The 24,560-nt window shown below is 65.3% G+C and carries 23 protein-coding genes; 17 read left to right on the top strand and 6 right to left on the bottom strand.

Features of this window, described 5'->3' with window-relative positions:
- The first annotated feature begins 83 nt into the window (after window positions 1-83).
- From N2605_RS12500 to N2605_RS12430, 15 genes are all read left to right on the top strand, one after another.
- The gene (locus tag N2605_RS12500) at window positions 84-1,184 is read left to right on the top strand and encodes an inositol-3-phosphate synthase (protein ID WP_225174874.1); all 1,101 of its coding nucleotides are present in this window, start codon (window positions 84-86) and stop codon (window positions 1,182-1,184) included.
- Entirely contained in the window at window positions 1,184-1,780 is a 597-nt protein-coding gene (locus N2605_RS12495; protein WP_225153773.1) for a histidine phosphatase family protein, read from the top strand. The genes N2605_RS12500 and N2605_RS12495 overlap by 1 nt, the downstream gene beginning before the upstream one ends.
- Window positions 1,777-2,880 carry a CgeB family protein gene (locus N2605_RS12490; protein WP_225153771.1) on the top strand — a complete coding sequence of 368 codons (1,104 nt, stop codon included), beginning with the start codon at window positions 1,777-1,779 and terminating at the stop codon, window positions 2,878-2,880. Before N2605_RS12495 ends, N2605_RS12490 begins: the two co-directional genes overlap by 4 nt.
- A gap of 2 nt (window positions 2,881-2,882) precedes the next feature.
- Window positions 2,883-3,683, top strand: coding sequence for a sugar phosphate nucleotidyltransferase (locus N2605_RS12485; RefSeq protein ID WP_225153769.1), 801 nt, complete (start codon window positions 2,883-2,885; stop codon window positions 3,681-3,683).
- Complete coding sequence (locus tag N2605_RS12480; protein WP_074448197.1) at window positions 3,680-4,447, top strand: TIGR04290 family methyltransferase; 768 nt, start codon at window positions 3,680-3,682, stop codon at window positions 4,445-4,447. The genes N2605_RS12485 and N2605_RS12480 overlap by 4 nt, the downstream gene beginning before the upstream one ends.
- Window positions 4,444-5,394 carry a glycoside hydrolase 5 family protein gene (locus tag N2605_RS12475; RefSeq protein ID WP_036005069.1) on the top strand — a complete coding sequence of 317 codons (951 nt, stop codon included), beginning with the start codon at window positions 4,444-4,446 and terminating at the stop codon, window positions 5,392-5,394. Before N2605_RS12480 ends, N2605_RS12475 begins: the two co-directional genes overlap by 4 nt.
- On the top strand, window positions 5,382-6,587 hold the full coding sequence (locus N2605_RS12470; protein WP_225153768.1) for a phosphopentomutase: 1,206 nt from the start codon (window positions 5,382-5,384) through the stop codon (window positions 6,585-6,587). Before N2605_RS12475 ends, N2605_RS12470 begins: the two co-directional genes overlap by 13 nt.
- 208 nt (window positions 6,588-6,795) lie before the next feature.
- Complete coding sequence (locus tag N2605_RS12465) at window positions 6,796-7,908, top strand: NAD-dependent epimerase/dehydratase family protein (RefSeq protein ID WP_036023669.1); 1,113 nt, start codon at window positions 6,796-6,798, stop codon at window positions 7,906-7,908.
- The gene (locus N2605_RS12460; RefSeq protein WP_225111869.1) at window positions 7,908-8,969 is read left to right on the top strand and encodes an SDR family NAD(P)-dependent oxidoreductase; all 1,062 of its coding nucleotides are present in this window, start codon (window positions 7,908-7,910) and stop codon (window positions 8,967-8,969) included. The genes N2605_RS12465 and N2605_RS12460 overlap by 1 nt, the downstream gene beginning before the upstream one ends.
- Window positions 8,966-10,252 carry a TIGR04295 family B12-binding domain-containing radical SAM protein gene (locus N2605_RS12455; RefSeq protein ID WP_225153766.1) on the top strand — a complete coding sequence of 429 codons (1,287 nt, stop codon included), beginning with the start codon at window positions 8,966-8,968 and terminating at the stop codon, window positions 10,250-10,252. Before N2605_RS12460 ends, N2605_RS12455 begins: the two co-directional genes overlap by 4 nt.
- Complete coding sequence (locus N2605_RS12450; RefSeq protein WP_225153764.1) at window positions 10,249-11,361, top strand: glycosyltransferase family 4 protein; 1,113 nt, start codon at window positions 10,249-10,251, stop codon at window positions 11,359-11,361. Before N2605_RS12455 ends, N2605_RS12450 begins: the two co-directional genes overlap by 4 nt.
- Complete coding sequence (locus N2605_RS12445; RefSeq protein ID WP_260346718.1) at window positions 11,358-12,485, top strand: CgeB family protein; 1,128 nt, start codon at window positions 11,358-11,360, stop codon at window positions 12,483-12,485. Before N2605_RS12450 ends, N2605_RS12445 begins: the two co-directional genes overlap by 4 nt.
- Complete coding sequence (locus tag N2605_RS12440; RefSeq protein ID WP_260346717.1) at window positions 12,482-13,570, top strand: CgeB family protein; 1,089 nt, start codon at window positions 12,482-12,484, stop codon at window positions 13,568-13,570. Before N2605_RS12445 ends, N2605_RS12440 begins: the two co-directional genes overlap by 4 nt.
- Window positions 13,567-14,691, top strand: a complete 1,125-nt coding sequence (locus N2605_RS12435; protein WP_260346715.1) for a CgeB family protein — start codon at window positions 13,567-13,569, stop codon at window positions 14,689-14,691. The genes N2605_RS12440 and N2605_RS12435 overlap by 4 nt, the downstream gene beginning before the upstream one ends.
- Window positions 14,692-14,702: 11 nt before the next feature.
- Window positions 14,703-15,767 carry a UDP-glucuronic acid decarboxylase family protein gene (locus tag N2605_RS12430; RefSeq protein WP_260346713.1) on the top strand — a complete coding sequence of 355 codons (1,065 nt, stop codon included), beginning with the start codon at window positions 14,703-14,705 and terminating at the stop codon, window positions 15,765-15,767.
- A 46-nt stretch (window positions 15,768-15,813) separates the two neighbouring features.
- On the opposite strand, the gene N2605_RS12425 is transcribed toward N2605_RS12430, so the two are convergent.
- Both N2605_RS12425 and N2605_RS12420 read right to left on the bottom strand, forming a co-directional pair.
- Window positions 15,814-18,126 (bottom strand): TonB-dependent receptor, encoded by a 2,313-nt coding sequence (locus N2605_RS12425; protein ID WP_260346711.1) that lies wholly within the window; start codon window positions 18,124-18,126, stop codon window positions 15,814-15,816.
- Complete coding sequence (locus N2605_RS12420) at window positions 18,107-19,186, bottom strand: HoxN/HupN/NixA family nickel/cobalt transporter (RefSeq protein WP_225141446.1); 1,080 nt, start codon at window positions 19,184-19,186, stop codon at window positions 18,107-18,109. Before N2605_RS12420 ends, N2605_RS12425 begins: the two co-directional genes overlap by 20 nt.
- 108 nt (window positions 19,187-19,294) lie before the next feature.
- Here N2605_RS12420 and N2605_RS12415 point away from each other — a divergent pair, with 108 nt between their 5' ends.
- Window positions 19,295-19,447 carry a hypothetical protein gene (locus N2605_RS12415; protein WP_156447252.1) on the top strand — a complete coding sequence of 51 codons (153 nt, stop codon included), beginning with the start codon at window positions 19,295-19,297 and terminating at the stop codon, window positions 19,445-19,447.
- A gap of 72 nt (window positions 19,448-19,519) precedes the next feature.
- Window positions 19,520-19,720, top strand: a complete 201-nt coding sequence (locus N2605_RS12410) for a hypothetical protein (RefSeq protein WP_036005102.1) — start codon at window positions 19,520-19,522, stop codon at window positions 19,718-19,720.
- A 15-nt stretch (window positions 19,721-19,735) separates the two neighbouring features.
- On the opposite strand, the gene N2605_RS12405 is transcribed toward N2605_RS12410, so the two are convergent.
- The 4 genes from N2605_RS12405 to N2605_RS12390 are packed head-to-tail and all read right to left on the bottom strand — an operon-like array spanning window position 19,736 to window position 24,554.
- The gene (locus N2605_RS12405) at window positions 19,736-20,737 is read right to left on the bottom strand and encodes a formate dehydrogenase subunit gamma (RefSeq protein ID WP_036023646.1); all 1,002 of its coding nucleotides are present in this window, start codon (window positions 20,735-20,737) and stop codon (window positions 19,736-19,738) included.
- 40 nt (window positions 20,738-20,777) lie between these two features.
- On the bottom strand, window positions 20,778-21,374 hold the full coding sequence (gene fdh3B / locus N2605_RS12400) for a formate dehydrogenase FDH3 subunit beta (protein ID WP_036005105.1): 597 nt from the start codon (window positions 21,372-21,374) through the stop codon (window positions 20,778-20,780).
- A 13-nt stretch (window positions 21,375-21,387) separates the two neighbouring features.
- Window positions 21,388-24,330 (bottom strand): formate dehydrogenase subunit alpha, encoded by a 2,943-nt coding sequence (locus tag N2605_RS12395; protein WP_260346706.1) that lies wholly within the window; start codon window positions 24,328-24,330, stop codon window positions 21,388-21,390.
- Between the two features lie 14 nt (window positions 24,331-24,344).
- A complete protein-coding gene (locus N2605_RS12390; RefSeq protein ID WP_036023641.1) occupies window positions 24,345-24,554 on the bottom strand; it encodes a twin-arginine translocation signal domain-containing protein in 210 nt (69 codons plus the stop codon).
- Between the last annotated feature and the right edge of the window lie 6 nt (window positions 24,555-24,560).

The following is a 24,560-nucleotide window of genomic DNA, read 5'->3' as shown; positions in this document are numbered from 1 at the left end:
ACGAACATACCTTCCACACGTTCGCCGACGTACTTACACCGACTCTTGCACCGACGCCGCATGCTTCCGGAGGGCTTCATTCCATGCATTCTCGTCTCCAACACAGGCGCCGCGTGCGCGTCGGACTCGTCGGCGTCGGCAATTGCGCGAGCTCCTTCGTCCAGGGCCTCACCTACTACCGGAACGCCAAGTCGAACGAGCCGGTCCCGGGGCTAATGAACGCGGATCTCGGCGGTTACCATATCAGCGATATCCAGATCGCTTCGGCGTTCGACGTCAACGCCAACAAGGTCGGCCGCGACGTCGCCGATGCGATCTTCGCCTCGCCCAACAACACGCACCGTTTCTCCGACGTCGCGCCGACAGGCGTGATCGTGCAGCGCGGACCGGTCCTGGACGGCATCGGGCATTATCTCACCGACGACGTTCCGATTGCGGAGGTGCCGGAGGCCGACGTGTCCGAAGTGCTGGCGATGTCCCGCACCGACGTTCTGGTCTCCTATCTTCCGGTCGGCTCGCAGCGCGCCAGCGAATGGTATGCGGCGCGCGCCATCGAGGCCGGCTGCGGCTACGTCAATTGCATTCCGGTCTTCATCGCCTCCAATCCGGAGTGGCAGCGCCGCTTCGAGGAGGCCGGCCTGCCGATCGTCGGCGACGACATCAAGAGCCAGGTCGGTGCCACCATCCTGCATCGCGTGCTCGCCAATCTGTTCCGCGAGCGCGGGGTGCGGCTCGACCGCACTTACCAGCTCAATGTCGGCGGCAACACCGATTTCAAGAACATGCTCGAACGGGAGCGGCTGGCGTCGAAGAAGATCTCCAAGACCCAGGCCGTGACCAGCCAGTTCGACGTCCCCATGGACCCCGACAACATCCATGTCGGACCGAGCGACCACGTGCCGTGGCTCACCGATCGCAAGCTCGCCTTCATCCGCCTGGAGGGAACGACGTTCGGCGGCGTTCCCCTGAGCGCCGAGGTCAAGCTCGAGGTCTGGGACTCCCCGAATTCGGCGGGCGTCGTGATCGACGCGGTGCGCTGTGCCAAGCTCGCCATGGACCGCGGCCAGGCCGGAGCGCTGACCGGCCCTTCGAGCTATTTCATGAAATCGCCGCCGCAGCAGTTCACCGACGAGGAGGCCGGACGGCGGACGCGCGCCTTCATCGACGACAAGGCGTTTGCGTGATGGCTGGGATCATCCATCTCGTCCGCCACGGTCATCACGCCCTGCTCGGCCGCATCCTGTGCGGCCGGATGAAAGGCGTCGCGCTCGACGATCTCGGCTGTGAGGAAATGGCGCGCTGTGCCGGCACCATCGCGGCGCGGCCATCGCTCATTCAGTCCAGCCCGCAACGGCGCTGTATGCAGTCGGCATGCATCCTCGCGGCGCATTTCAGGCTGCCGGTCGAGATCGTTCCTGCCCTCGACGAACTCGATTATGGCGAATGGACCGGGCGATCGTTCGACGAGCTGGCGCCGGATCCCCGATGGTCGCGCTGGAATGGGCGGCGCGGCACCAGCCGCCCGCCCGGCGGCGAGAGCATGCGGTCGCTTCAGAACCGCATGGTCGCTCATCTGGAGCAGCTGCGCGGCGACCGCAATCTCGACGCGGTCGTCCTCGTCAGCCACGCCGAGCCGATCCGCGCCGCGCTGCTGCACTATTCGCGCACGCCGCTCGACCAGTTTCTTTCGATCGAGATCGATCCGGCCAGCATCAGCACGCTCCGCGCCGACAGAAGCGGCATGAAGATCACCAGGATCAACCAACGGGTGACGGCGTGAAGATCATCATCTTCGGCCTGACAATCTCGTCTTCCTGGGGCAACGGTCACGCCACCCTGTGGCGCGGCCTCTGCAAGCATCTCGCGCGTTCGGGACACAGCGTCGTCTTCTTCGAGCGCGACGTGCCCTATTATGCCGGTGCCCGGGATCTCTACGAGCTGCCGGGTGGCGCGCTCCGGCTGTTCGCGAACTGGGACGACGTGCGGCAGGCGGCAAGCGCCGAAATCCGTGATGCCGACGTCGCGATCGTGACCTCCTATTGCCCCGATGCGATCGCCGCGACCGAGCTGATTCTCGCTGAGGATCGTGCCGTTCCCGTGTTCTACGACCTCGATACTCCGGTTACGCTGGCAAGGCTCATCGCCGGCGAGGCTGTCCCCTATATCGGCCCGCGCGGCCTGCGGGACTTCGCGCTGGTGCTCAGCTTTACCGGAGGGCCTCACGTTGCGGACGAATTCCGCAACAGGCTCGGCGCGCGCGACACCCGGCCGCTTTATGGGCATGTCGACACAGACATCCACCATCCGGTTACGCCGCAGCCGCATTATCGCGCCGATTTGTCCTATCTCGGCACCTACTCCGAAGACCGCCAGCGCACGCTCGAGGCGCTTTTCGTCGCGCCCGCGCGGGCGCGCCAGGATCTCCGCTTCCTGATCGGCGGCGCGCAGTATCCGGACGATTTCCCATGGTCGCCCAACATTTATTTCGTGCGGCACCTGCCGCCGTCCGAGCACGCGCCGTTCTTTGCCTCATCGCGGCTGACCCTCAACGTCACCCGCCGGGCCATGGCGGAGATGGGCTGGTGCCCGTCCGGCCGGCTGTTCGAGGCCGCGGCCTGCGGTGCCCCGCTGCTGAGCGACGACTGGCCCGGAATAGCGGACTTCTTCGCGCCCGGAGAAGAGATCCTGATCGCACGCGACGAGCACGACGCGCTTGCCGCACTCGCGATGCCGGATGCCGAGCTCAGGCGCATGGCCCTGCGCGCCTATGAGCGCACCATGGACCAGCACACATCCGACAAGCGGGCGCGTGAACTGATCTCGATGCTCGAGCAGATTGCGTCGAGCCGGGTCAGCCGGCAACAAATCGAGGAGGCCTGATCATGTGGGGCATCGTTCCGGCCGCGGGCCGCGGCAGCCGTATTCAGCCGCTCGCCTTCTCGAAGGAATTGCTGCCGGTCGGCAGCCGGCGCGACGACGGTACCGATCGTCCCTGCGCCGTCTCCGAATATCTGCTGGAGCGCCTCATCCTCGGCGGCGCCGACAAGATCTGCTTCGTGATCTCGCCCGGCAAGTCCGACATCCTCGAATATTTCGGCGACCATTACGGCAGCGCCGAGCTCGCCTATGTGGTGCAGCCCGAAGCCTCCGGCCTGTGCGACGCGGTGTTCAGGGCAAGCACCGTCGTCGGGCGGCACGAAGACGTCATGGTCGGCTTGCCCGACACGGTGTGGTTTCCCAAGGCGGCCCTGCAATCCCTGCCCGAGGCAGACCTCTCGTTCCTGCTGTTCCCGGTCGAGCACCCCGAATTCTTCGATGCGGTGGTGCTGGACGGCGAGCAGGTGACGGAGATCCAGGTCAAGCAGCCGAATGCAGCCTCGCGCTGGATCTGGGGTGCTTTCAAGATGTCGGCCCACGGCTTCCGCCAGCTCCAGGCGCTGTGGCACGCACGCGAACGCCGCGACGAATATTTCGGGACGCTGGTCAATGCCTACCTTTCGACCGGCGGCAACGGCATCGGGGTCAAGGCCGGCGAATCCTACGTCGATGTCGGCACCATCGACGGCTATCGCACGGCAATGGCCCTGCTCGCCGAGGGCGTCGAGGGCCGTTCCAAGTCGCGGACCCGCGCCTCATCGGACGGGGCCCGGCCGGTCTCAATGAATAACGGAGCGATTGCATGACCAGAGGCGCCCTCTCCCGCGAGGAAATCCGCCAGCGCGTCGATGCGCTGGGGCCATGGTTTCACAATCTCGACCTCAAGGGCGTGCCGACAGCGCCGTCGCACTTTCTCGGCGACTACCCCAATGTGAAGTGGCAGCGCTTCTCCGGCATCATTCCGGACCGGCTCGAAGGCAAGACCGTGCTCGATATCGGCTGCAATGCCGGCTTCTACGCCATGGAGATGAAGCGGCGCGGTGCCGAACGCGTGCTCGGCCTCGACACCGACGAAGAATATCTGGCCCAGGCCCGCTTCGCGGCCGAGGTGAACGGGCTCAGGATCGAATTCCGCAAGATGTCGGCCTATGATGTCGGGCAGCTGCGCGAAAAGTTCGACCTCGTGATCTTCATGGGCGTGCTCTATCATCTGCGACACCCGCTGCTGGCGCTGGACCTGATCCATGAGCACGTCGCCGGCGATCTCCTCCTGTTTCAGTCGATGCTGCGCGGCGACAGCCGGGTCGATGCGATCGAGAAGAATTACGACTTCTGGACTACCGATCAGTTCGATTCCTCCGGCTACCCGAAGCTGCACTTCATCGAGCACAAATATGCCGACGACCCCACCAATTGGTGGGTGCCCAATCGCGCCTGCGTCGAGGCCATGCTGCGCAGCGCCGGCTTTGCCATCGCGGCCCATCCGGAAGAGGAGGTCTATCTGTGCAAGCGCACGACGCGGCCGCAGGTCGACGGGCCGGTTTATCCGTCACGGGAGGCGAGCCGATGATCGAGGCGGCCAAGATCTGGAACGAGCCCAACAACAAGTCGCATTGGGACCTCCTGATCGACCCGGACTGGGCGATGTTTGCCAACCTGGCGCTCGCGGCCGGCAAGGCCATCCGCAGCGCGCATCCGACCTTGCCGCGCGTGCTCGGCGGCATTTCGCCGATCGACCCGTCCTTCATGCGCAGCATGCAGGCGCGTGGCGTGCTCGATCACGTCGACGCCGTCGCCGTGCACGGCTTTCCGCTCGACTGGAATTTATGGCAGATCGGAGAATGGCCGGCCAAGATCGAGGAGATCAAGGCTGTTACCTCGCTCCCGGTCTGGGTGACCGAGGTCGGCGTCTCCTCGTTCGGCGCCGAGGAGGTGCAAGCCTGGGGCCTGTCGCGCACCGCCGACCTTCTGATCGGCCGCGCGCCCCGCATCCACTGGTACAGCCTCTATGATCTCCCTTCGGCCTGGGAGGCGACCACGCGGCACAAGGAGGCCGAGGGGTCCTCCTATTACCGGCATTTCCACATGGGCCTGCTGCGCGAGGATGGAACGCCGAAAGCCGCGGCGGAGCTGTTCGGCCAATACGCCGCCGACATGGGCCTCTGCCAGTGGTTTCATTTCGAGGACCATCGTCTCGATGACGCCGTGCGCTGGATGCGACGGTTCGGCGTGCGGCACTTGCGGACCGGCCTGTCATGGGCCGACAGCTTCCGCCCCAACGCACTGGACTGGTTCGACCGCCAGATGGATGCGCTGGCCGAGTTCGAGATCACTGTGACGTTCTGCTTCACGCCGGAACACCGCGGTCTCGAACCGCATCACACCAGCCCGCCGCTCGACGTGAACGAGTTCGCCGATTTCTGCGCGCAGATGGTCGAGCGCTATTGCACGAAGACCGGTCTCGCCTCCTCTAGTGGCGTCTCCCCGCCGATCAGGGAGCCGACATGCGTGCCCTGATCCTGGTGATGGATTCCGTCGGAATCGGCGCCGCGCCCGACGCCGCCAATTACGGCGACGAAGGTGCCGACACCATCGGCCACATTGCGGATGCATGCATGGCCGGGCGTGCCAATAGTCCGCAGCGGGAGGGGCCGCTGTGCCTGCCAAATCTCGTGGTGCTCGGCCTCGGCGAGGCCTGCCGCCTTGCGACGGGGCGCGTCCCGCCCGGGCTCGACGGCCGGGTTCAGGGTGCGCGCCATGGATGCGCCAGCGAGATATCGAGGGGCAAGGACACGCCATCCGGCCATTGGGAGATCGCCGGCGTGCCTGTCGCGTTCGACTGGGGCTATTTTCCAAAGATCCAGCCCTGCTTCCCGCGCGATCTCGTAACAAAGCTGTGCGAACAAGCCGGACTGCCCGGCATCCTCGGCAACTGCCACGCCTCCGGCACCGACATCATCGCCGAATTCGGCGAGCGCCACATGCGTAGCGGCGAGCCGATCTGCTACACCTCGGCCGACAGCGTGTTCCAGATCGCGGCGCACGAGGAGACGTTCGGGCTTGAGCGGCTTTACGACGTTTGCACGATCGCGAGACGGCTGGTCGATCCCCTGAACATCGGCCGCGTCATCGCGCGTCCGTTCGTCGGAACGGACGCAGGCAATTTCAAGCGCAGCTCGCACCGGCGCGATTTCTCGGTTCCGCCGCCCGAGCGAACCATCCTCGACCTTGCAGAAACTGCCGGCCGCGACATCGTCACGATCGGCAAGATCGACGACATCTTCGCTCATCGCGGCACCGGGAGAAACCTGCGCGGCGACGGCAATGCAGCGCTGTTCGATGCCACGCTCGATGGGCTTGGAGGCCTTGCAGAAGGCGGGTTTTTGTTCGCCAACTTCATCGATTTCGACACGCTCTACGGCCACCGCCGCGACGTCGCCGGCTACGCAGCGGCGCTCGAAGCTTTCGACGCCCGCCTCCCTGAGCTGCTGAGCCGGCTGCGAAGCGACGATCTCCTCATCATCACCGCCGATCATGGCTGCGATCCGACCTGGAGCGGCACCGATCATACGCGCGAGCAGGTCCCGATCCTGGCGTGGACCGCGCAGTCAACGGCTCCGATCGGCCGACGCGCCGGCTTTGCCGACATCGGCGCGACGGTTGCAAGACATCTCGACCTGCCGGCGCCACTTCATGGCGCGCATTTCTAGCCGGATTCTAGCTGGGATTCACTTGGGTTATTGATCCAGGTTAGAGAAATTTTCGTTTGTAGGTTTCGCAGGAACGAACATTCCTTGCACCGCTTCTAACTCCCAGACGTGACTGGCGCGCAGGTCGCCCGACCAAGCAAAGGCGCGCTTCAACTCTCATCATCGGCTGGTCCCGAACGGATCGGTCCCATGCGGCACGGAGCGGTGAATGACGCGAGTATTGATTACCGGAGGCGCGGGATTCATCGGTTCGCATACGGCCGACGTGCTGCTTGCGGCTGGCTATGAGGTCCGCCTTCTCGACAATCTCTCTCCGCAGGTCCATGGCGGCAACCGTCAGCGGCCCGCTTATCTCGCGGACGATGCCGAGCTCGTGGTCGGCGACGTCACGGACAGCGTCGCCGTCGAACAGGCCTTGCGCGGCGCCGACATGGTCCTGCATCTCGCCTCCGCCGTCGGCGTCGGCCAGAGCATGTACGACATCGAGCCCTATGTCAGGACGAACGAGCTCGGCACCGCCGTGCTGCTGCAGGCGCTGGCGAAGCGACCGGTCGCACGGCTGGTGGTGGCGTCCTCGATGAGCATCTACGGCGAGGGCCTGTATCGTGATGCCGTCGGCAACGTCGTGGCTTGCGACGAACGACCGATCGGGCAGCTTCGCCAAGGAGAGTGGGAACTGCGGGATCATGCAGGCCATGCGCTCGATCCCGTGCCTACGCCTGAGACCAAGCAGCCGTCTTTGAGCTCGATCTACGCGCTGAACAAATATGCGCAGGAGCGGATGTGCCTGATCACGGGCAAGGCCTACGGCATTCCGACGGTCGGCTTGCGCTTCTTCAACGTGTTCGGTCCGCGGCAAGCGCTGTCGAATCCCTATACCGGGGTGCTGGCCATCTTCGCCGCGCGGCTGCTCAATGGCCGGCCGCCGCTCGTCTTCGAAGACGGCCTGCAGCGGCGCGACTTCGTCCACGTGCACGATGTCGCCCGCGCCTGCCGCATGGCGCTCGAATCCGACCACGCCCAGGACGTCTTCAACGTCGGCTCGGGCCAGAGCCGCACCATTCTGTCGGTAGCCGAGGATCTTGCCCAGGTGATGGGACGGTGTGAGATCGCTGCCGAGATCACACGGAAATACCGTGCTGGCGACATCCGGCACTGCTTCGCCGACATCGGCAAATCACGCGACCTGCTCGGCTTCGAGCCGCATGTCGCGTTCAAGGACGGGCTCGAAGAGCTCGCCGGGTACCTCGCCGACCAGATCGCCGACGATCAGGCGGAGCGGGCGACCCGTGAGCTGCTGCAACGAGGGTTGGTCGCGTGATGAGTGAACAAGACAACAGACCTGTCCTGGTCACCGGCGGCTGCGGCTTCATCGGCTGCAATCTCGCCGACCGTCTGGCCGAGCGCGGCGACCGTGTGCTGGTGCTGGACAATCTCGCCCGCGCCGGCGTGCGCGAGAACGCGCAATGGCTGAAATCCCGGCATGGCGAGCGCGTCGCGATCACGGTGGCCGATATCCGCGACCCCATTCCGGTGATCGACGCCGTGCGCGAGGCACGCGCCGTGCTGCACCTCGCGGCCCAGGTCGCCGTGACCGACAGCGTCAGCGATCCCTCGGCCGATTTCGAGATCAACGCCCGTGGCACGCTGAACGTGCTCGAAGCCGTCCGCCTGCACAACGCCTCAGCGCCAGTGATCTTCGCCTCGACCAACAAGGTCTACGGGCGCCTGATCGAGGACAGCGAGATCGCGCTCACCGGCCGTCGCTACACGCCGGTCAACGATCTGCTCGCCGGCGGCATTTCGGAGAACGCGCCGTTGGACTTCTACAGTCCCTATGGATGCTCAAAGGGCACCGCCGATCAATACGTCCACGACTATGCCCGGGTGTTCGGGCTGCAGACCGTGGTGATGCGCATGAGCTGCATCTACGGGCCGCGGCAGTTCGGCACCGAGGACCAGGGCTGGATCGCACACTTCCTGCTCAGCGCCATAAGCGGCAATCCGCTGACGATCTATGGCGATGGCAAGCAGGTCCGCGACGCGCTGCACGTGTCGGACGCTGTGAGCGCCTGGCTCGCGGCGCTCGACCACATCGCGCTGGCGCGCGGGCGCGTCTTCAATCTCGGCGGCGGTCCTGCGAATGCGATCAGCCTGCTCGAGTTGATCGACCGCATCACAGAGCTGACGGGCCGCAAGGTCAGCTATCGCTTTGCGGACTGGCGACCGGGCGATCAGCCCTGGTACGTGACCGACACGCGGGCGCTCGCCACCGCGCTCGGCTGGACGCCGCAAATGCCTCTCGCCGATGGCCTGCGCTCGCTCCACACCTGGCTCGACAGCCGCTTCGGATCACAGAATAGAAGCGAGGCCCTGGCATGACGCGGGTCGCCCTCATCAATCCGAACTGGGATTTTTCGGGCAGCATCTATTTCGGCTGCCGCTCGCCTCACCTGCCGCTCGAGCTCGGCATCTCCCAGCACTATCTAAAGGCGGCCGGCCACGACACGTTGCTGCTCGATGCGCATATGTTCGATCTCTCTCTCCGCGACATCGAGACCGAGCTGCGCGCCTTTCGTCCCGGCCAGATCGTCTTCACCACCGCACCGACCTATCTGTTCTGGCGCTGCGCGCCGCCCGAGCTGCGCGTACCGCAGCAGCTCGCCATCGCGGTGCGGGATCTTGCGCCGACCCTGATCGCGGTCGGCCCGCATGGTTCGACCACGCCGAAGACCGCGCTGAAGAAGCTCGGCGTCGATATCGTCGTGATGGGCGAGTGCGAGGCGTCCCTGCTGCGTCTCGCCAATGGCGAACGGGACTTCCCCGGCCTGTGTTTCGCCGACGGTGCTTCGCTCCGGGTCAATGGCGGGCCCCAGGCGGTCGCGTTCAGCGATCAGCCCGCGCTCGACTGGCCGGAGGATATGATCCGGCGTCACCATCACCATCATCACCGCTTCGAGGCCGCGCCGACCGCACCGGGCGCCGAGGTGGAGGCCTCGCGCGGCTGCCCCTACAACTGCACGTTCTGCGCCAAGGAGAATTTCCGCAACGCCTATCGCAAGCGGCCACCCGCCGTCATTCTCGGAGAGATCGATCGTCTGCACCGTCATGGCATCGAGTACGTTTACTTCATCGACGAGATCTTCCTTCCTAATCGCGAGCTGCTGGAGGGCCTGACGACGCGCGGGGTGAAGTTCGGCGTGCAGACGCGGATCGATCTCTGGAAGCCCGACATGCTCGCCCTGCTCGGGCGCGCCGGCTGCGTCTCGATCGAAGCCGGCATCGAAAGCCTTACCGTGGAAGGGCGCGCGGCCCTCGCCAAGAACTGCAAGATGACGACGGATCAGCTTGCCGACCGGCTGGTCGAAGCCCGCCGCCACGTTCCCTTCGTGCAGGCCAATCTGATCGAGGTGCCCGAGGACGACGATCCCGTCGTGCAGCGCTGGCGCCGCACGATGCAGGATGCCGGTGTCTGGGCCAACGATCCGGTGCCGCTCTATCCCTATCCCGGCTCGCCCGACTACCGCAAGCTCTGGGGCGAGCCCGACGATGTCGCCTGGGAGCGTGCGCACCGGCACTATCTCGCGATGTTCGACCAGTTCAGCGACGTGCAGAACGATCGCCCGGTCCCGCTCGACAGCCTCGAACTCCAGGTGGCCTCATGAGCCGTGGCGCCGACAACAGGATCATGATGACGACCGACACGGTTGGCGGCGTGTGGACCTATTCCTGCGCCCTCGCCACGAGTCTCGCTGCGTCCGGTGCCGACGTTACGCTCGTGACGCTGGGCCCGCGGCCGCGTGACGATCAGCATCAGATGCTGCGCGAGACCAGCGTGCACCTGGTCGAGACCGACCTCGCACTCGAATGGCAGGACCCGGAGGGGCGGAACGTTTCCGACGCAAGGCGCGTGCTTGCGAAGCTCGAAGCCAGATTGGCGCCTGACGTCGTGCACCTGAACAGCTTTCGCGAGGCGACCTTTGCATGGCAGGCCCCGACCGTGCTGGTGGCGCATTCCTGCGTGAACTCCTGGGCCTTGGCCTGCCGCGATACGGCCTGGCTTGGCGAGCCCAGATGGCGCCGCTACAGCGAGCGGGTCGCCGCTGCGCTCGACGCGGCGCAGGCCTGGGTCTGTCCGAGCCGGGCCTTCCACGACGACATCACGGCGATCTACCAGCCGCAATCGCGCGGCGCGGTGATCTGGAACGGAATTTCGCCACGCGCCCCGTCTGGGCGAAAGCAGGACCTGATTTTCGCGGCAGGACGGCTGTGGGACCGAGCCAAGAACATCGAAGCGCTCGCCGCCGCCGCGCCTGGGCTGGATTGGCCGGTCGAGGTGGCCGGTCCTATCGAAGCACGCCTGCCAGCGGGTATCACCTGGCTCGGAGAGCTGCCGCACGCGGCGCTGGAGACGCGCCTGCAGCATGCAGCGATCTTCGTCAGCCCCGCACTCTATGAACCGTTCGGTCTCTCGGTGCTGGAAGCCGCCGCCGCCGGCTGCGCGCTGGTCCTCTCTGACATCCCGACCTTCAGGGAATTGTGGCGCGGCGCCGCCTTGTTCGTCGATCCCGCCGACAGCGAGGCGCTGCACCGGGCTCTGGCAGATCTTTGCGCTGACGAGATGGGCCGCGCAAAGCTGCAGCGGGCCGCCTATGAGCAATCCCTGACCTATTCGCTGACGCGCATGACGAGCGCCTATCTCGGTCTCTACCAGGATCTGATCGCATCGCGCCGGACGAGCGCCGCGGCCAGCCAAATCGAGGTGCGCGCATGAAATGCGTCCTGTTCTATCATGCCTTCACCTCCTGCTGGAACAACGGCAACGCGCATTTCCTGCGTGGCTATGCGCGCGAGCTCCATGCGCTCGGGCACGAGGTCGTCGTGTTCGAACCCATCGACGGCTGGAGCCGGCTGAACGCGATCCGCGAAGGCGGCAGTCATGCCATGGACGACATCCCGGCGCTCTTCTCCGGCATCGACATCCGCCGCTACGATACCGGCCTCGATCTCGACCGGGCGCTTGATGGCGCCGATCTCGTCATCGTGCATGAATGGAATTCGCCCGATCTGATCGCGCAAGTCGGGCGCAGGCGGGCGCAAGGTGCGTCCTTCACCCTGCTCTTTCACGATACTCATCACCGTGCGGTCAGCGCGCCCGACGAGCTTGCGCAATTCGATCTCGACGGATTCGACGGCGTGCTCGCCTTCGGCGAGGTGCTTCGGCAGATCTATTTGAAGCTCGGCTGGGCCGACCGGGTCTTCACCTGGCACGAAGCCGCCGATGTCGCGCTGTATCATCCGCTGCCGCAGGTCGAGCGGACCGACGATCTGGTCTGGGTCGGCAATTGGGGCGACGGCGAGCGCAGCGCCGAGCTGAACGAGTTCCTGGTCGAGCCCGTGGCGGAGCTGAAGCTCCGCGCCAGCGTCCATGGCGTGCGCTATTCGGATGATGCGCTCCGCACCATCAGGAGCGCAGGCATCCGCTATGGCGGCTGGCTGCCGGCGCACTGGGCCCCCGTCGCCTTCGCGGGCGCGCGCGCAACCATTCACGTGCCGCGCGGGCCTTACGTCCTGCTGCCGGGCATCCCGACCATCCGCGTGTTCGAGGCGCTGGCCTGCGGCATTCCCCTGGTCTCGGCACCCTGGTCGGATGAGGAAGGCCTGTTCCCCGAGGGCGCTTATCTCAGCGTTGGCGATGGCCAACAGATGAAGCATGCGCTTCGCTCCGTCATCGACGATCCGGAATTCTCTGCCGCGATGGTGGCGACCGGCCTGAAGGTCATCCAGGATCGTCATACCTGCCGCCACCGCGCCGAGCAGCTCATCGACATCGTCACCGACCTCAGGGATTCCAGCCGTTCGGCACGGCCTCAGCACGACATCGGAGCCGTCGCATGAACATCTGCTTCTTCGGATCCAGCCTCGTCTCGTCCTACTGGAACGGCGCCGCCACCTACTATCGCGGCATGCTGAAGGAGATCGCGGCGCTCGGCCACGAGGTCACCTTCTACGAGCCCGACGCGTTCGACCGCCAGTCGCATCGCGACATCGACGAGCCGGATTGGGCCAAAGTGGTCGTGTATCCCGCGACCGCGGACGGCTGGCGCCGCTCGCTCGACACAGCCGCACAATCGGCCGACATGCTGGTCAAGGCCAGCGGCGTCGGCGTCTTTGATCTCGAGCTGGAGAACGCCGTCGCCGCGCTGCCCTCACGGCTGACGCGGATCTATTGGGACGTCGATGCTCCCGCCACGCTCGAGGCGATGGAAAGCGATCCGCAGCATCATCTGCGCCGCGCGATCCCGTGCTACGATATGGTCCTGACCTATGGCGGCGGCGAGCCCGTCGTATCCGCGTATCGATCGGTGGGCGCGCGGGACTGCGTGCCGATCTACAACGCACTCGATCCCTCCACGCATTTTCCGTCACCGCCCAATCCGCGCTTTGCCTGCGATCTCAGCCTGCTGGCGAACCGCCTGCCCGACCGCGAGACGCGCGTCGAGCATTTCTTCCTCGACGTTGCACGCCATCTGCCCGAAAAGTCCTTCGTGCTCGGCGGCTCCGGCTGGGACGACAAGGACGCCTCCGCCAATCTGCGCAAGGTCGGCCATGTCGGCACCGCCGATCACAACGCGTTCTTCGGCTCCGCGCTCGCCACGCTCAACGTCAATCGCGACAGCATGGCGCGCTATGGCTTCTCACCGCCGACGCGGGTGTTCGAAGCGATCGGCGCCGGCGCCTGCCTGATCACCGACGAGTGGGCCGGCATCGATCATTTCCTCGAACCCGGCCGCGAGGTGCTGGTGGCCGCCGACGGAGCCGAGGTGGCCGAGCACCTCACCGCGCTCGATTCCGAGCGGGCCCGGTCTATCGCCCGCCGCGCCCGCGCACGCATCCTCAGCCAGCACACTTACCGGCAGCGCGCCCGCCAGTTCAACGATCTCTTCGTCGCCCACAGCTCCCGAATCGAGGCAGCAGAATGAACCTCTCCATCGTCGTCATCGGTCTTTCGGTCACTTCGTCCTGGGGCAACGGTCATGCCACGACCTACCGCGCCCTGATCGAAGCGCTGGCGCGACGAGGTCACCGCGTCACGTTCCTGGAGCGGGACGTGCCCTGGTATCGGGATCACCGCGACCTGACCAAGCCCTCTGCCTGGACTGTCGAATTGTACCAATCTTCGAAAGATGTTCCGCGCCAGTTCGGCAAGCTGATCCGCGATGCCGATCTGGTGATCATCGGCTCTTATGTTCCTGACGGGATCGCGCTCGCCGAATGGACCACGACGCACGCGAGGGGCATCACCGCGTTCTACGACATCGACACGCCAGTCACTCTGGCGCGGCTCGAGCAAGGCCTCGACTATCTCTCGGCGGCAATGATCCCGCGCTTCGATCTCTATCTGTCGTTCACCGGCGGACCGGTGCCCGGCATGATCGAGCAGAGCTACGGCAGTCCGCTCGCGCGTGCGCTTTACTGCAGCGCAGACGCGGAGATCTACGCGCCGAAGCAGGCGCCGCCGAAATGGGCGCTCGGCTATCTCGGGACCTACAGCGAGGACCGGCAGCCCGTTCTCGAGGAGCTGCTGCTGGCACCGGCGCGCACGCTGCCGAGCGATCAATTCGTCGTCGCCGGCGCGCAATATCCGGACAATATCGCCTGGCCCGCCAACGTTACGCGGATCGAGCACCTCTCGCCGAAGCAGCACCCGGAGTTCTACGCGGCGCAGCGTTTCACGCTGAACGCCACCCGCGCCGACATGAAGGCGCTGGGCTTCTCCCCGAGCGTCCGGCTGTTCGAGGCGGCGGCCTGCGGCACGCCCGTGATCTCGGACCGGTGGCCCGGGATCGAGACGATCTTCGCGCCCTCGAAGGAAATCCTGCTGGCAACCAGCCCGCGCGAGGTTGTCGAGATCCTGCGCGACATGCCGGACGAGCAACGGCGCACGATCGCCCACAACGCGCGGCGGCGGGTGCTCGCCGACCACACCCCCGACCATCGCGCGCGGCAGCTGGAGACCTATTACGCCGAGGCAGCCGCGCGGCGCCGCCGCAAGACGGCGCCACTCCCCGTCGTTCGCCCCATGCAGGTCGCCCAACTCTGAAAGGCCACGTCATGACGCTCCAGACCCGCATCCACGCGTCCCGCCGCTCGCCGACGGTCCTGGTCGCCGGCGGTGCCGGCTTCATCGGATCGCATCTCTGCGACGCGCTCCTGCAACGCGGCAGCATCGTGATCTGCCTGGACAATTTGTTCACGGGGACCACCGACAACATCCGGCCCCTGCTCAACCATCCGAACTTCCGCTTCATCGAGCATGACGTGCGCGATTCCATCGAGATCGAGGGCGAGATCGACCGGATCTACAGCCTCGCCTGCCCGGCCTCGCCCCGCCATTATCAAGTCGATCCGGTCGGAACGATGAAGACCTGCGTGCTCGGCTCGATCAACCTGCTCGAACTGGCGCGGCAGAAGGGCTCCCGGATTCTTCAGGCCTCCACCAGCGAGGTCTACGGCGACCCGGAGGTGCATCCGCAGCCGGAATCCTATCTCGGCAACGTCAATCCCGTGGGGCCGCGGGCCTGTTACGACGAAGGCAAGCGGGCCGCGGAGACGCTGATGTTCGACTATCGGCGGATGCACGGGACGGAGATCAAGGTCGCGCGCATCTTCAACACCTACGGCCCGCGCATGCTCGAGAACGACGGCCGCGTCGTGTCCAACTTCATCGTGCAGGCGCTGCGTGGCGAGCCGATCACGATCTACGGCCAGGGCACGCAAACCCGCAGCTTCTGCTTCGTTGACGATCTCGTGCGGGGGCTTCAGCTCCTGATGGAGAGCCCCGCCTCGGTCAGCGGTCCGTGCAATCTCGGCAATCCGCACGAGGTCACGATCGAGGCCATCGCCCGTGAGGTGCTGGCATGCACCGAATCTGCATCCCCGCTGCGCTTCGAGCCCCTGCCCAAGGACGATCCCAAGCGGCGCAAGCCTGTGATCGACGCCGCCGAGAAGATCCTGGGATGGCGTCCGAGGGTGGCATTGAAGGACGGCCTTCAAGCGACCATCGCCTATTTTGCGCTCCGTCTCGCCGGGGAATCGCCCACGCTCGTGCCGGCCATCGCCGCGCGCAGGACGCGCCCTCCAGCACGCGGCCGCCTGACGATGTCCGAGCAACCGTGAAGGCAAATCCTTTGACAGGCTAGCCCAGTGTGCTCGCGCAACAGGCCTAAAACGTTCCGGCCACAGTGACCCGAAACGCCATCGGCTCGACCGGGTGCAGCACATAGTCCATCACGCCGTTCCCGCAGACTGCGGCCGGTGCGGCATTGGCGGCGCAGAGATTGTAGAGCGTGTCGGTCTTCAACAGCGAGCCATAGGCATAGGTGATCTGGTTCGCCTTGCTGTTGAACAGGTTGAGCACGTCGAACTGGATGCGCCAGCCGTTCTCGCTGCGGTAGCCGAGCCGCGCGTTGGCGATGCCGGTCGGCCGCGAGCGGAACGCATTGTCCTCGGTCAACGGGCTCGCGCCGATATAGCGCCAGCGCGCGCTGCCGAACCACCCCGTCTTTTCGCCAAGCGTTATTCCGGCCGATGCCACCATCGCCGGGGCGTTGGGAATGTAGTTGCCGGGCGCATTGCCGATTTGCGCCTCGGGATAGCCGGCGAGCGAGGCATAGACCGCGGCCTGCTCGCCGTCATGGCCACGGAAGCGCGCATGCGTCATTGCAAGATCCACATCGATGTCGATCCAGGACCGCGGCCGGTAATGGTTGGTCCACTCGAAGCCGTAGCGGCGGCTGGCGCGGGTTGCCGAGGTATCGCCGGCATCGCCGGAGAACAGGATCTCGGAATCCTGGTCCAGGATGAAGAGGCTGAGAGAGCTCTCGAGGCCGGGAACGATCCTGCTGCGAACCCCGACCTCCGCGCCTCTGGTGCGCACCAGGAGCAGCGACGGCGTGAGCCTTGTCGCGGGATCGGTGGGATCCTCCGTCGTGGTCGCACCGCGGGCATCGTTCGAGTGCATGCCGTAGCCGGCGCCGAGGAAGAATTCCGTATGATTGAACGGACCAAGCACCATCCTGAATTTCGGGCTGCCGAGCGCGGCATCGGCGCGACCGGAATTTGCGGCGTTGAACAGAGAGATGACGTCGGCGGCGTAATAATCGCCGCGCCAGCCCAACGTCGTCCTGAGCCAGTCGGTCCAGCGCACCGTGTTCTCGGCATAGACCCCGACGCTGCCCTCGCCGACCTTGTCGCTGCGGATATTGCCGATGAAGCCGCGACGGAACGTATTGGTGAGCGCGAGGTCGATCGCATCATAACGCGATTGCAGACCGAAGGTGGTCTGCATCGGCAGGCCGGCCAAGGAGCCGTCCAGCGTGCGCGAGACATTGGCGCCCGCCATCAAGCGGTCGTCGTGCTGGTGGAACTGGTCGCCGAGCACGGGATCGTCAAGGAAGTAAGTGAAATTATTGAAGAGGTCGAGTTGGCTCTTCACCAGATAGGCGTTGACCTTCCATGAACCGATGTCGTCGGTCTGCGCGATGCGCCCGGACAGCGCAAAGCGGTTGGCATGACCGCCGTCGCTCGGATCTTCCGAACCGTACCGGCCGAGCAAGCCGCTGGTGATGGCGCGCTGCGGCACCTGGTCGGTCGCGTTCCATTTGTTGACGTAGGCCATGCCGGTGAGCGACATGCCGTCGGTCGCGGTGCCCTGGCTGTAGCGCACGAGGCCGTTGAGCTTTCGCAATTTGTCCGGATTGTCCCACGGGCCGTCGTAGGTCCCGATCTCGCCGGCCACCAGCAGCGAACCGTCGCCGACTTTCGCGGAATCCATGCCGAGCAGACGGCGGTAACCGAAGCTGCCGGCGCTCACCTGCGCCAGCCGCCGGGTGCTGTCGATCAGGCCGATGTGAACGCTTCCGACCGAGGCGAAGTCGCCTTCGTCGGCGAAGTAAGGTCCCTTGCGCACGTCCATTGCGGCGATGGTTTCCGGGATCAGCCAGTTGAGATCGGCATAGCCCTGACCATGCGCGTGGGTGCGCATGTTGACGGGGACGCCGTCGACGATGATCGCCAGATCGGTGCCGTGGTCGAGATTGTACCCGCGCAGGAAATACTGGTTGGCTTTGCCCTCGCCGGAATGCTGCGTCACGATCAGACCGGGCACGGCTTCGAGCGCCTCGCCCGGCCGTGTGAAAGGGCGCGCGTTGATCTCGTCGCCGGAGACAGTGATCTCGCTGGCCATGCCGGCTGCGGCCCTTGGACCCGAGCCGGCACTGCGCGGATCGGACGCCTGCGTCGTCGCGGGAGACACGAAGATGCGGCGGCCGGCCGCGGGCGATCTGGCGGCACGGCGCGATGCGGCCGTCATCTTGCGCCCGGGCGTGGCGCCGCCACTGACCTCGACCGGCGGCAGTTCGCGTGAGGTGTCATTGCTCTGTGCGAGGGCGCGGCCGTCATCCGCGAGCAGCGCCAGGACCGAGAGTGCCGTCAAAGCGCCGCCGCGACGACCGTGCTCAGGCCGCCTCGGTCGCATCGGTGCATTCCAAAACTTTCGTGCCGGCGCGGCGAGGCTCGTTCCCGAACATGCGGCGATAGAGCACGACCGAGACGAGCCATGCGACCGCAAACAGCGCGATCACGACAAAGCCGACATTGGCAAGCGACTCGTTGAGGTCCTCGACCAGCACCCATGCGCCGCCGGAGAGACCGAGCCGCTCGCCGATCAGGCCGAGCGCTTCGATCCCGCCGATGAACAGTGCAACCGCGACGGAGGCGCCGGTGATCGTGAGATTGTACCAGAGCTTGCGCAAGGGATCGACGAAGGCCCAGCGATAGGCGCTCACCATCAGCGCGGAATCGGCAGTGTCGACCAGCGCCATGCCTGCAGCGAACAGCGCGGGGAAAACCAGCACATCGGCGAGCGAGGCGCCGCGCGCGGCTTCGCTGGCGGAGATGCTGAGCAGGCTGATCTCCGTCGCGGTGTCGAAGCCGAGGCCGAACAGGAAGCCGAGCGGGTACATGTGCGAGGGCTTCGTCACCAGGCGGAACATCGGGCCGAGCAGCCGGGCCAGAATACCGCGGCTGGCAAGCAGCGCATCGAGCTGCGCAGCATCGTGAACGCCCTGGTCCCGCGCCGCGCGAAACGTCCGCCACAGGCCGACGAAAATGACGAGGTTGATCGCGGCAACCGCAAGCAGGAACAGCGCCGAGACTGAGGTGCCGATGAGACCGCCGATCTCCTTGAGCAGGCTGTCGCCGCCGAGGCTCACGACGCCCAGTGCCAGCAGCATGGTCGCCACCACGACGACGGTGGAATGGCCGAGCGCGAAATAGAGGCCGACGCTGCGCGGCGTCTCGGCGCCTTGCATCAGCTTGCGCACGACGTTGTCGATCGCGGCAATGTGATCGGCATCGACGGCATGACGCAGGCCGAACACCCAGGCCAGCAAGGCCGTCGCCATCACCGTCGGCCGGTCGCCGAACAGCGTGAAGGCCCAGGCCCATGCGGCGATGTTGGCGGCGACGAGCCCGCCAAGCAGCGCCACCGTTCCGGGCTCGACCGCCCGCAAAGTCCGCATCGCTGCTCGTTCCATTCGCTCGCCCTTACAGTATGACGTTTATCAAAATTTCTCATACTGGCAAGAGCAAGAGCCGGACCAGTTTCGGTCTGCCCCCTGACGAGCCGACGGAATGCGAGCCAAATGGCGGGCCTGATGGAGGAATTCCGCGTCAGCGGGATCACCGCGCCGATGCGGGATGGGCGCTCGCATTGGCAAGCAGATATCCAGTTTGACGCCGAAGTTGACGGTCGTCAGGGGGAGCTCGACCCACGCAACTGGAACCCGTTGCTGTGAAGCCGCTCACATCCGATTCGACGATCCGGATGTATTCATCGTGGCGGGTGGAGATGGCAGACGGAGACGCGCATGAAATTCCTCATGCTCTCGCTAATCGCAGCCATGCTTCTCGCCGGTGCGGCCAATAGCGTGTTCAGGCCGCATGCAGTACCTCACTTCGGTCAGCCCGGCATGGCGTCCATTCAAGACATGCAGACGGGCCAAGCCGACAAGCTTCCCGAGCAGGAGCTGCAGGACCGCTCCGTCTTGTTTGCGAAAGAGCCGCGGTAGGCCGGCAGGTCCGCTTTATTCGGCCGCTGCGGTCGCGGGTTGCCGCTGCCCGTCGTTCGGTCCCGTTCGCGCCATCTGCTCGTCGAGCCAGAGGCTGTGGTGCTCGCGCGCCCAGTTGACGTCGACTTCGCCCGAGCCCATGGCCGCGAACGCACCTTCCATGCCGATGGTGCCGATATAGATGTGCCCGATCATCGCCGCGACGAACAGGACCGCCACAATGGAGTGGACGATCTGGGCCATCTGCATGCTTTCGATACCCGTGCCGTAGAACGGGAACATCAGCGCATAGCCGCTCGCCGCGACGAGCCCACCACCGATCACGACGATCCAGTAGATCATCTTCTGGCCGCCATTGAAGCGATTGGCCGGTGGATGGTCATGCCCGATCAGGCCGCCACCCCGCTTGGCCCATTCGATATCCACCTTATTGGGGATATTGCCGCCGATCCACATCAGGAAGATCAGCACGACCCCCAGCGTGAACGGGAAGCTCAGATAATTGTGGGCGTATTTGGCCCATTGCGACCATTCGGAAAAGGCCTCGAAACCGATCAGCGGCAATAGCAGTTGCCGGCCAAAGGTGACGTTGAGGCCGGAGATCGCCAGGATGATGAAGCAGGTTGCCGTCATCCAGTGCACGAAACGTTCGAAACCGTTGAAGCGCACGATGGTGCGGCCCGAGTGGCCGCTTTCCAGCCGAACCATGCCGCGGGTGAGATAGAAGATCATGATCAGGGCGATCATGCCGATGATGGCAACGCCGCCGATCCAGGGCAGCGTCACCATGCGGAATTCCCGCCATTCCCGCCCCTGCGGCTGCTCGAGAACGCCGGACCGCTGATCCGGAATGCTGACACGCCCTTGAATCCGGTTCAGCTCCTGCAGAAGCTGCTGCTCCTTGACCGAGCTTGCAGTCGGATTGACCTGCTGAGCACTCGCAGGCGCCGCCATCGCCAAGAGAAGCAGCGTGCAAACGCCGAACGCCAGGCGAATGAACCTTCCAAATGACGCCATCACGTCCTCCCCGGTATTTGCGCGCCCTTCTGTTGCCACCTCAGGACTCGATCGCCTCGCGATAAGCGGTCTTCCAGCCCCATGCACCCGAGCCGTAGCCGCGCTTCATGACGCGCTCCTTGTAGATCTGTGCGATGATCTCGCCGTCGCCCGCAAGCAACGACTTGGTCGAGCACATCTCAGCGCACAGCGGCAGCTTGCCTTCGGCCAGCCGGTTCGCACCGTACTTCGCATATTCCTCCTTGCTGCCGTCGGCCTCAGGGCCGCCGGCGCAATAGGTGCACTTGTCCATCTTGCCCCGCGAGCCGAAGTTTCCGACCTTTGGATATTGCGGCGCGCCGAACGGACAGGCGTAGAAGCAATAGCCGCAGCCGATGCAGAGGTCCTTGGAGTGCAGCACCACGGCATCGGCCGTGGTGTAGAAGCAGTTCACCGGACAGACCGCCGCGCAGGGCGCGTCCGTGCAGTGCATGCAGGCCATCGAGATCGAGCGCTCGCCCGGCTTGCCGTCGTTGATGGTGACGACACGCCGCCGGTTGATGCCCCAGGGCACCTCGTGCTCGTTCTTGCAGGCGGTGACGCAGGCGTTGCACTCGATGCAGCGATCAGCGTCGCAGAGAAATTTCATCCGAGCCATGTGCGTGCTCCTCTCAGGCTGCGACGATCTGACAAAGCGTGACCTTCGGCTCCTGCATGCCGGTTGCAGGATCGTAGCCGTAGCTCGTGATCGTGTTGGCGCTCTCGCCCAGCACGATCGGATCGGTGCCGGCAGGATAGTTCTTGCGCAGGTCGTTACCGCCGAGCCAGCCGCCGAAATGGAACGGCATCCAGGCGACGCCCTGGCCGACGCGTTCGGTCACCATCGCCTTCATCTTGGCCCGCGAGTTGTTCTCAGCGCCGCTCACCCAGACCCAGCCGCCGTCCTTGATGCCGCGATCGGCGGCATCAGCCGGGCTGATCTCGATGAACATGTCCTGTTGCAATTCGGCGAGCCACGGATTGGTGCGGGTTTCCTCGCCGCCGCCTTCGTATTCGACGAGACGTCCGGAGGAGAGGATCAGCGGGAACTGCTTGGCGATCCCCTTCTCCACCGCCGCCTTCTGCACCGAGAAGCCGATGTTGGGCAGACGGAACTGCTTGGCATCGGGCAAGGTCGGATACTTCTCGACGAGGTCGACGCGCGGCGTGTAGATCGGCTCGCGGTGCACCGGGATTGGATCCGGCAGACCGAACGCATTCATGCGCGCCTTGCCGTTGCCGAAGGGCACGCAGCCATGCTTCAGCGCGACGCGCTGGATGCCGCCGGAGAGGTCGAGCGCCCAGGACACCGCATCCGGATTGGCCGGGTTGACCCGCTGGATCGTCGCCATCTCGGCCTCGGTGAGATCCTTGTCCCAACCGAGCTTCTTCAGGCTCGCCAGCGTGAACTCGGGATAGCCGTCCTCGATCTCCGAGCCCTTGGAGAAGGACTTGTCGGCGAGCAGGCTGACCTTGCGCGTCGTGCCGTCGGGCAGCTTCTCCTCGCGCTCGATGCCGAAGCGCGGACGGAATGCGCCGCCGCCGTCCATGACGTGCAGATTGTTGTTGTAGAGCAGCGGCGAGCCGGGATGCTTCACCTCGGGCGAGCCCCAGCACGGCCAAGGCAGGCCGTAATAATCGCCGCCGACTTCCGGATCGTCCTTGGGGGCGCGCATCGTCACCAGGTCGAACTTGTGCTGGTTCTTCATGTGCGCCTTGATGCGCTCCGGCGACTGGCCGCAATAACCGGTCGACCAGCTTCCACGGTTGATCTCGCGCAGCACGTCCTCGGGGACCGGAAGGTTGTTCTCGACCTTGATATTCTTGAACATCTTGTCGGCGAAGCCGAACTTCTTCGCCAGCAGATAGATGATCTCGAGGTCGTCCTTGGATTCGAAGATCGGCTTGACGATCTGCTCGCCCCATTGCATCGAGCGGTTGGAGGCGACGCGCGATCCCGCGCATTCGAACTGCGTCGCCACGGGCAGGATATAGACGCCGTCCTTGCGTCCGGCCTCGACCGCCAGAGACGCCCAGGTGGTCGGGTGCGGATCGGCGATCACCAGCAGCTCCAGCGCCTTCAGGCCCTTCAGCGATTCGGGAATGCGCGTGATGCTGTTGCTGGCGTGACCTTGCACGAACACGGCCTTGACGTTGTCCTTCTGTGCGACGTCGGCCTTCGGCAACAGCGCCGCATCGAACCAGCGCGTCAGCGGGATGCCTGGCGTCTCCATCTGCTTCTTCTCGTCGAAGCGCGAGACGAGATAGTCGTAGTCGACCTCCCAGACCCGGGACCAGTGCTTCCAGGCGCCCTCCGCGAGGCCGTAATAGAACGGCAACGTCACGATATCGAGGCCGACATCGGTCGCGCCCTGCACGTTGTCATGGCCGCGCAGGATGTTGGCGCCGGCCCCGGCCTTGCCGACGTTGCCCGTCATCAGCAGCGCGATGCAGCTCGCCCGCACGTTGGCGGTGCCGACCGTGTGCTGGGTCTGGCCCATGCACCAGATGATGGTCGCGGGCTTGACCGTCGCGAATGTCTTGGCGACGCGCTCGAGCTGCGCCGCGGGCACACCGGTGACGCGCTCGACCTCCTGCGGATTCCATTTCTCGACCTCCTTGCGCAGGTCGTCGAAGCCGTAGACGCGCTGGGCGATGAATTCCTTGTCCTCCCAGCCGTTCTTCAGGATGTGCCACATCATGCCGTAGAGCACGGGAATGTCGGTGCCGGGACGGATGCGGACATATTCGGTGGCATGTGCCGCGGTGCGGGTCAGGCGCGGATCGAAGACGATGAAATTCGCCTTGTTGAGCTCCTTGGATTCGAGCAGGTGCTGCATGCTGACCGGATGCGCTTCCGCCGCGTTGCTGCCGATGAACAGCATCGTCTTGGAGTTGCGCATGTCGTTGATGCTGTTCGTCATCGCGCCGTAGCCCCAGGTATTGGCGACGCCGGTGACGGTGGTGGAGTGGCAGATCCGCGCCTGGTGATCGGTGTTGTTGGTGCCCCAGAACGCGCCCAACTTGCGGAACAGGTAGGCTCCTTCGTTGGTCATCTTGGCCGAGCCGAGCCAATAGACCGAATCGCTGCCCGACTTCTCGCGAACCTGCAGCAGCTTGTCGCCGATCTCGTTCACCGCCGTGTCCCACGACACGCGCGTCCACTGCCCGTTCACCAGCTTCATCGGATAGCGCAGGCGGCGATCGCTGTGCACGAGCTCGCGCACCGAGGCGCCCTTGGCGCAATGCGAGCCACGGTTGATCGGCGAATCCCAGCTCGGTTCCTGCCCGATCCAGACTCCGTTGAGGACTTCCGCCGTCACCGTGCAGCCCACGGCACAATGCGTGCAGATGCTCTTCTTGACGGTGGCGCCGGCTGCGAGCGGGCCGGCGGCGGCCGCCTCCGCCTTTCGCACGTTGCCCACCGGCATGGCCCCGAGCGCGGCGAGCGCGCCGCCGGCCAAACCGGATTTGCGCAGGAATGTGCGGCGATCAAGTCCCCCGCCCTGCCCCGCAAGGGATTCGGCGACGGAACCGCGGCGATCGGAACGCTGGTGTGTTCGCTTGATAAGCACGGGCAGCCTCCCTCTCAGGCCGGATAACGATTGACGCGGTAGAACGTCTTCACGTGATCGGATTCCTTGTAGCGCGCCTTGCGCTTCTCATCGTTGGTTTCACTGTCGGCCTGGGCGGACCCGACCAACGGTGTTGCAAGCGCCGCGCCGGCACCGGCGGTACCCAAGCCGACCTTGCGCAGGAAATCGCGGCGTCCGACCTTTGATTTCGTCTCGTCACTCATCGCATC

It is taken from the genome of Bradyrhizobium yuanmingense (genome assembly GCF_025200905.1).
Lineage (GTDB): Bacteria > Pseudomonadota > Alphaproteobacteria > Rhizobiales > Xanthobacteraceae > Bradyrhizobium > Bradyrhizobium yuanmingense.
The sequence above is the reverse complement of the archived record's forward strand: the minus strand, read 5'-3'. Positions and strand labels throughout refer to the sequence as shown.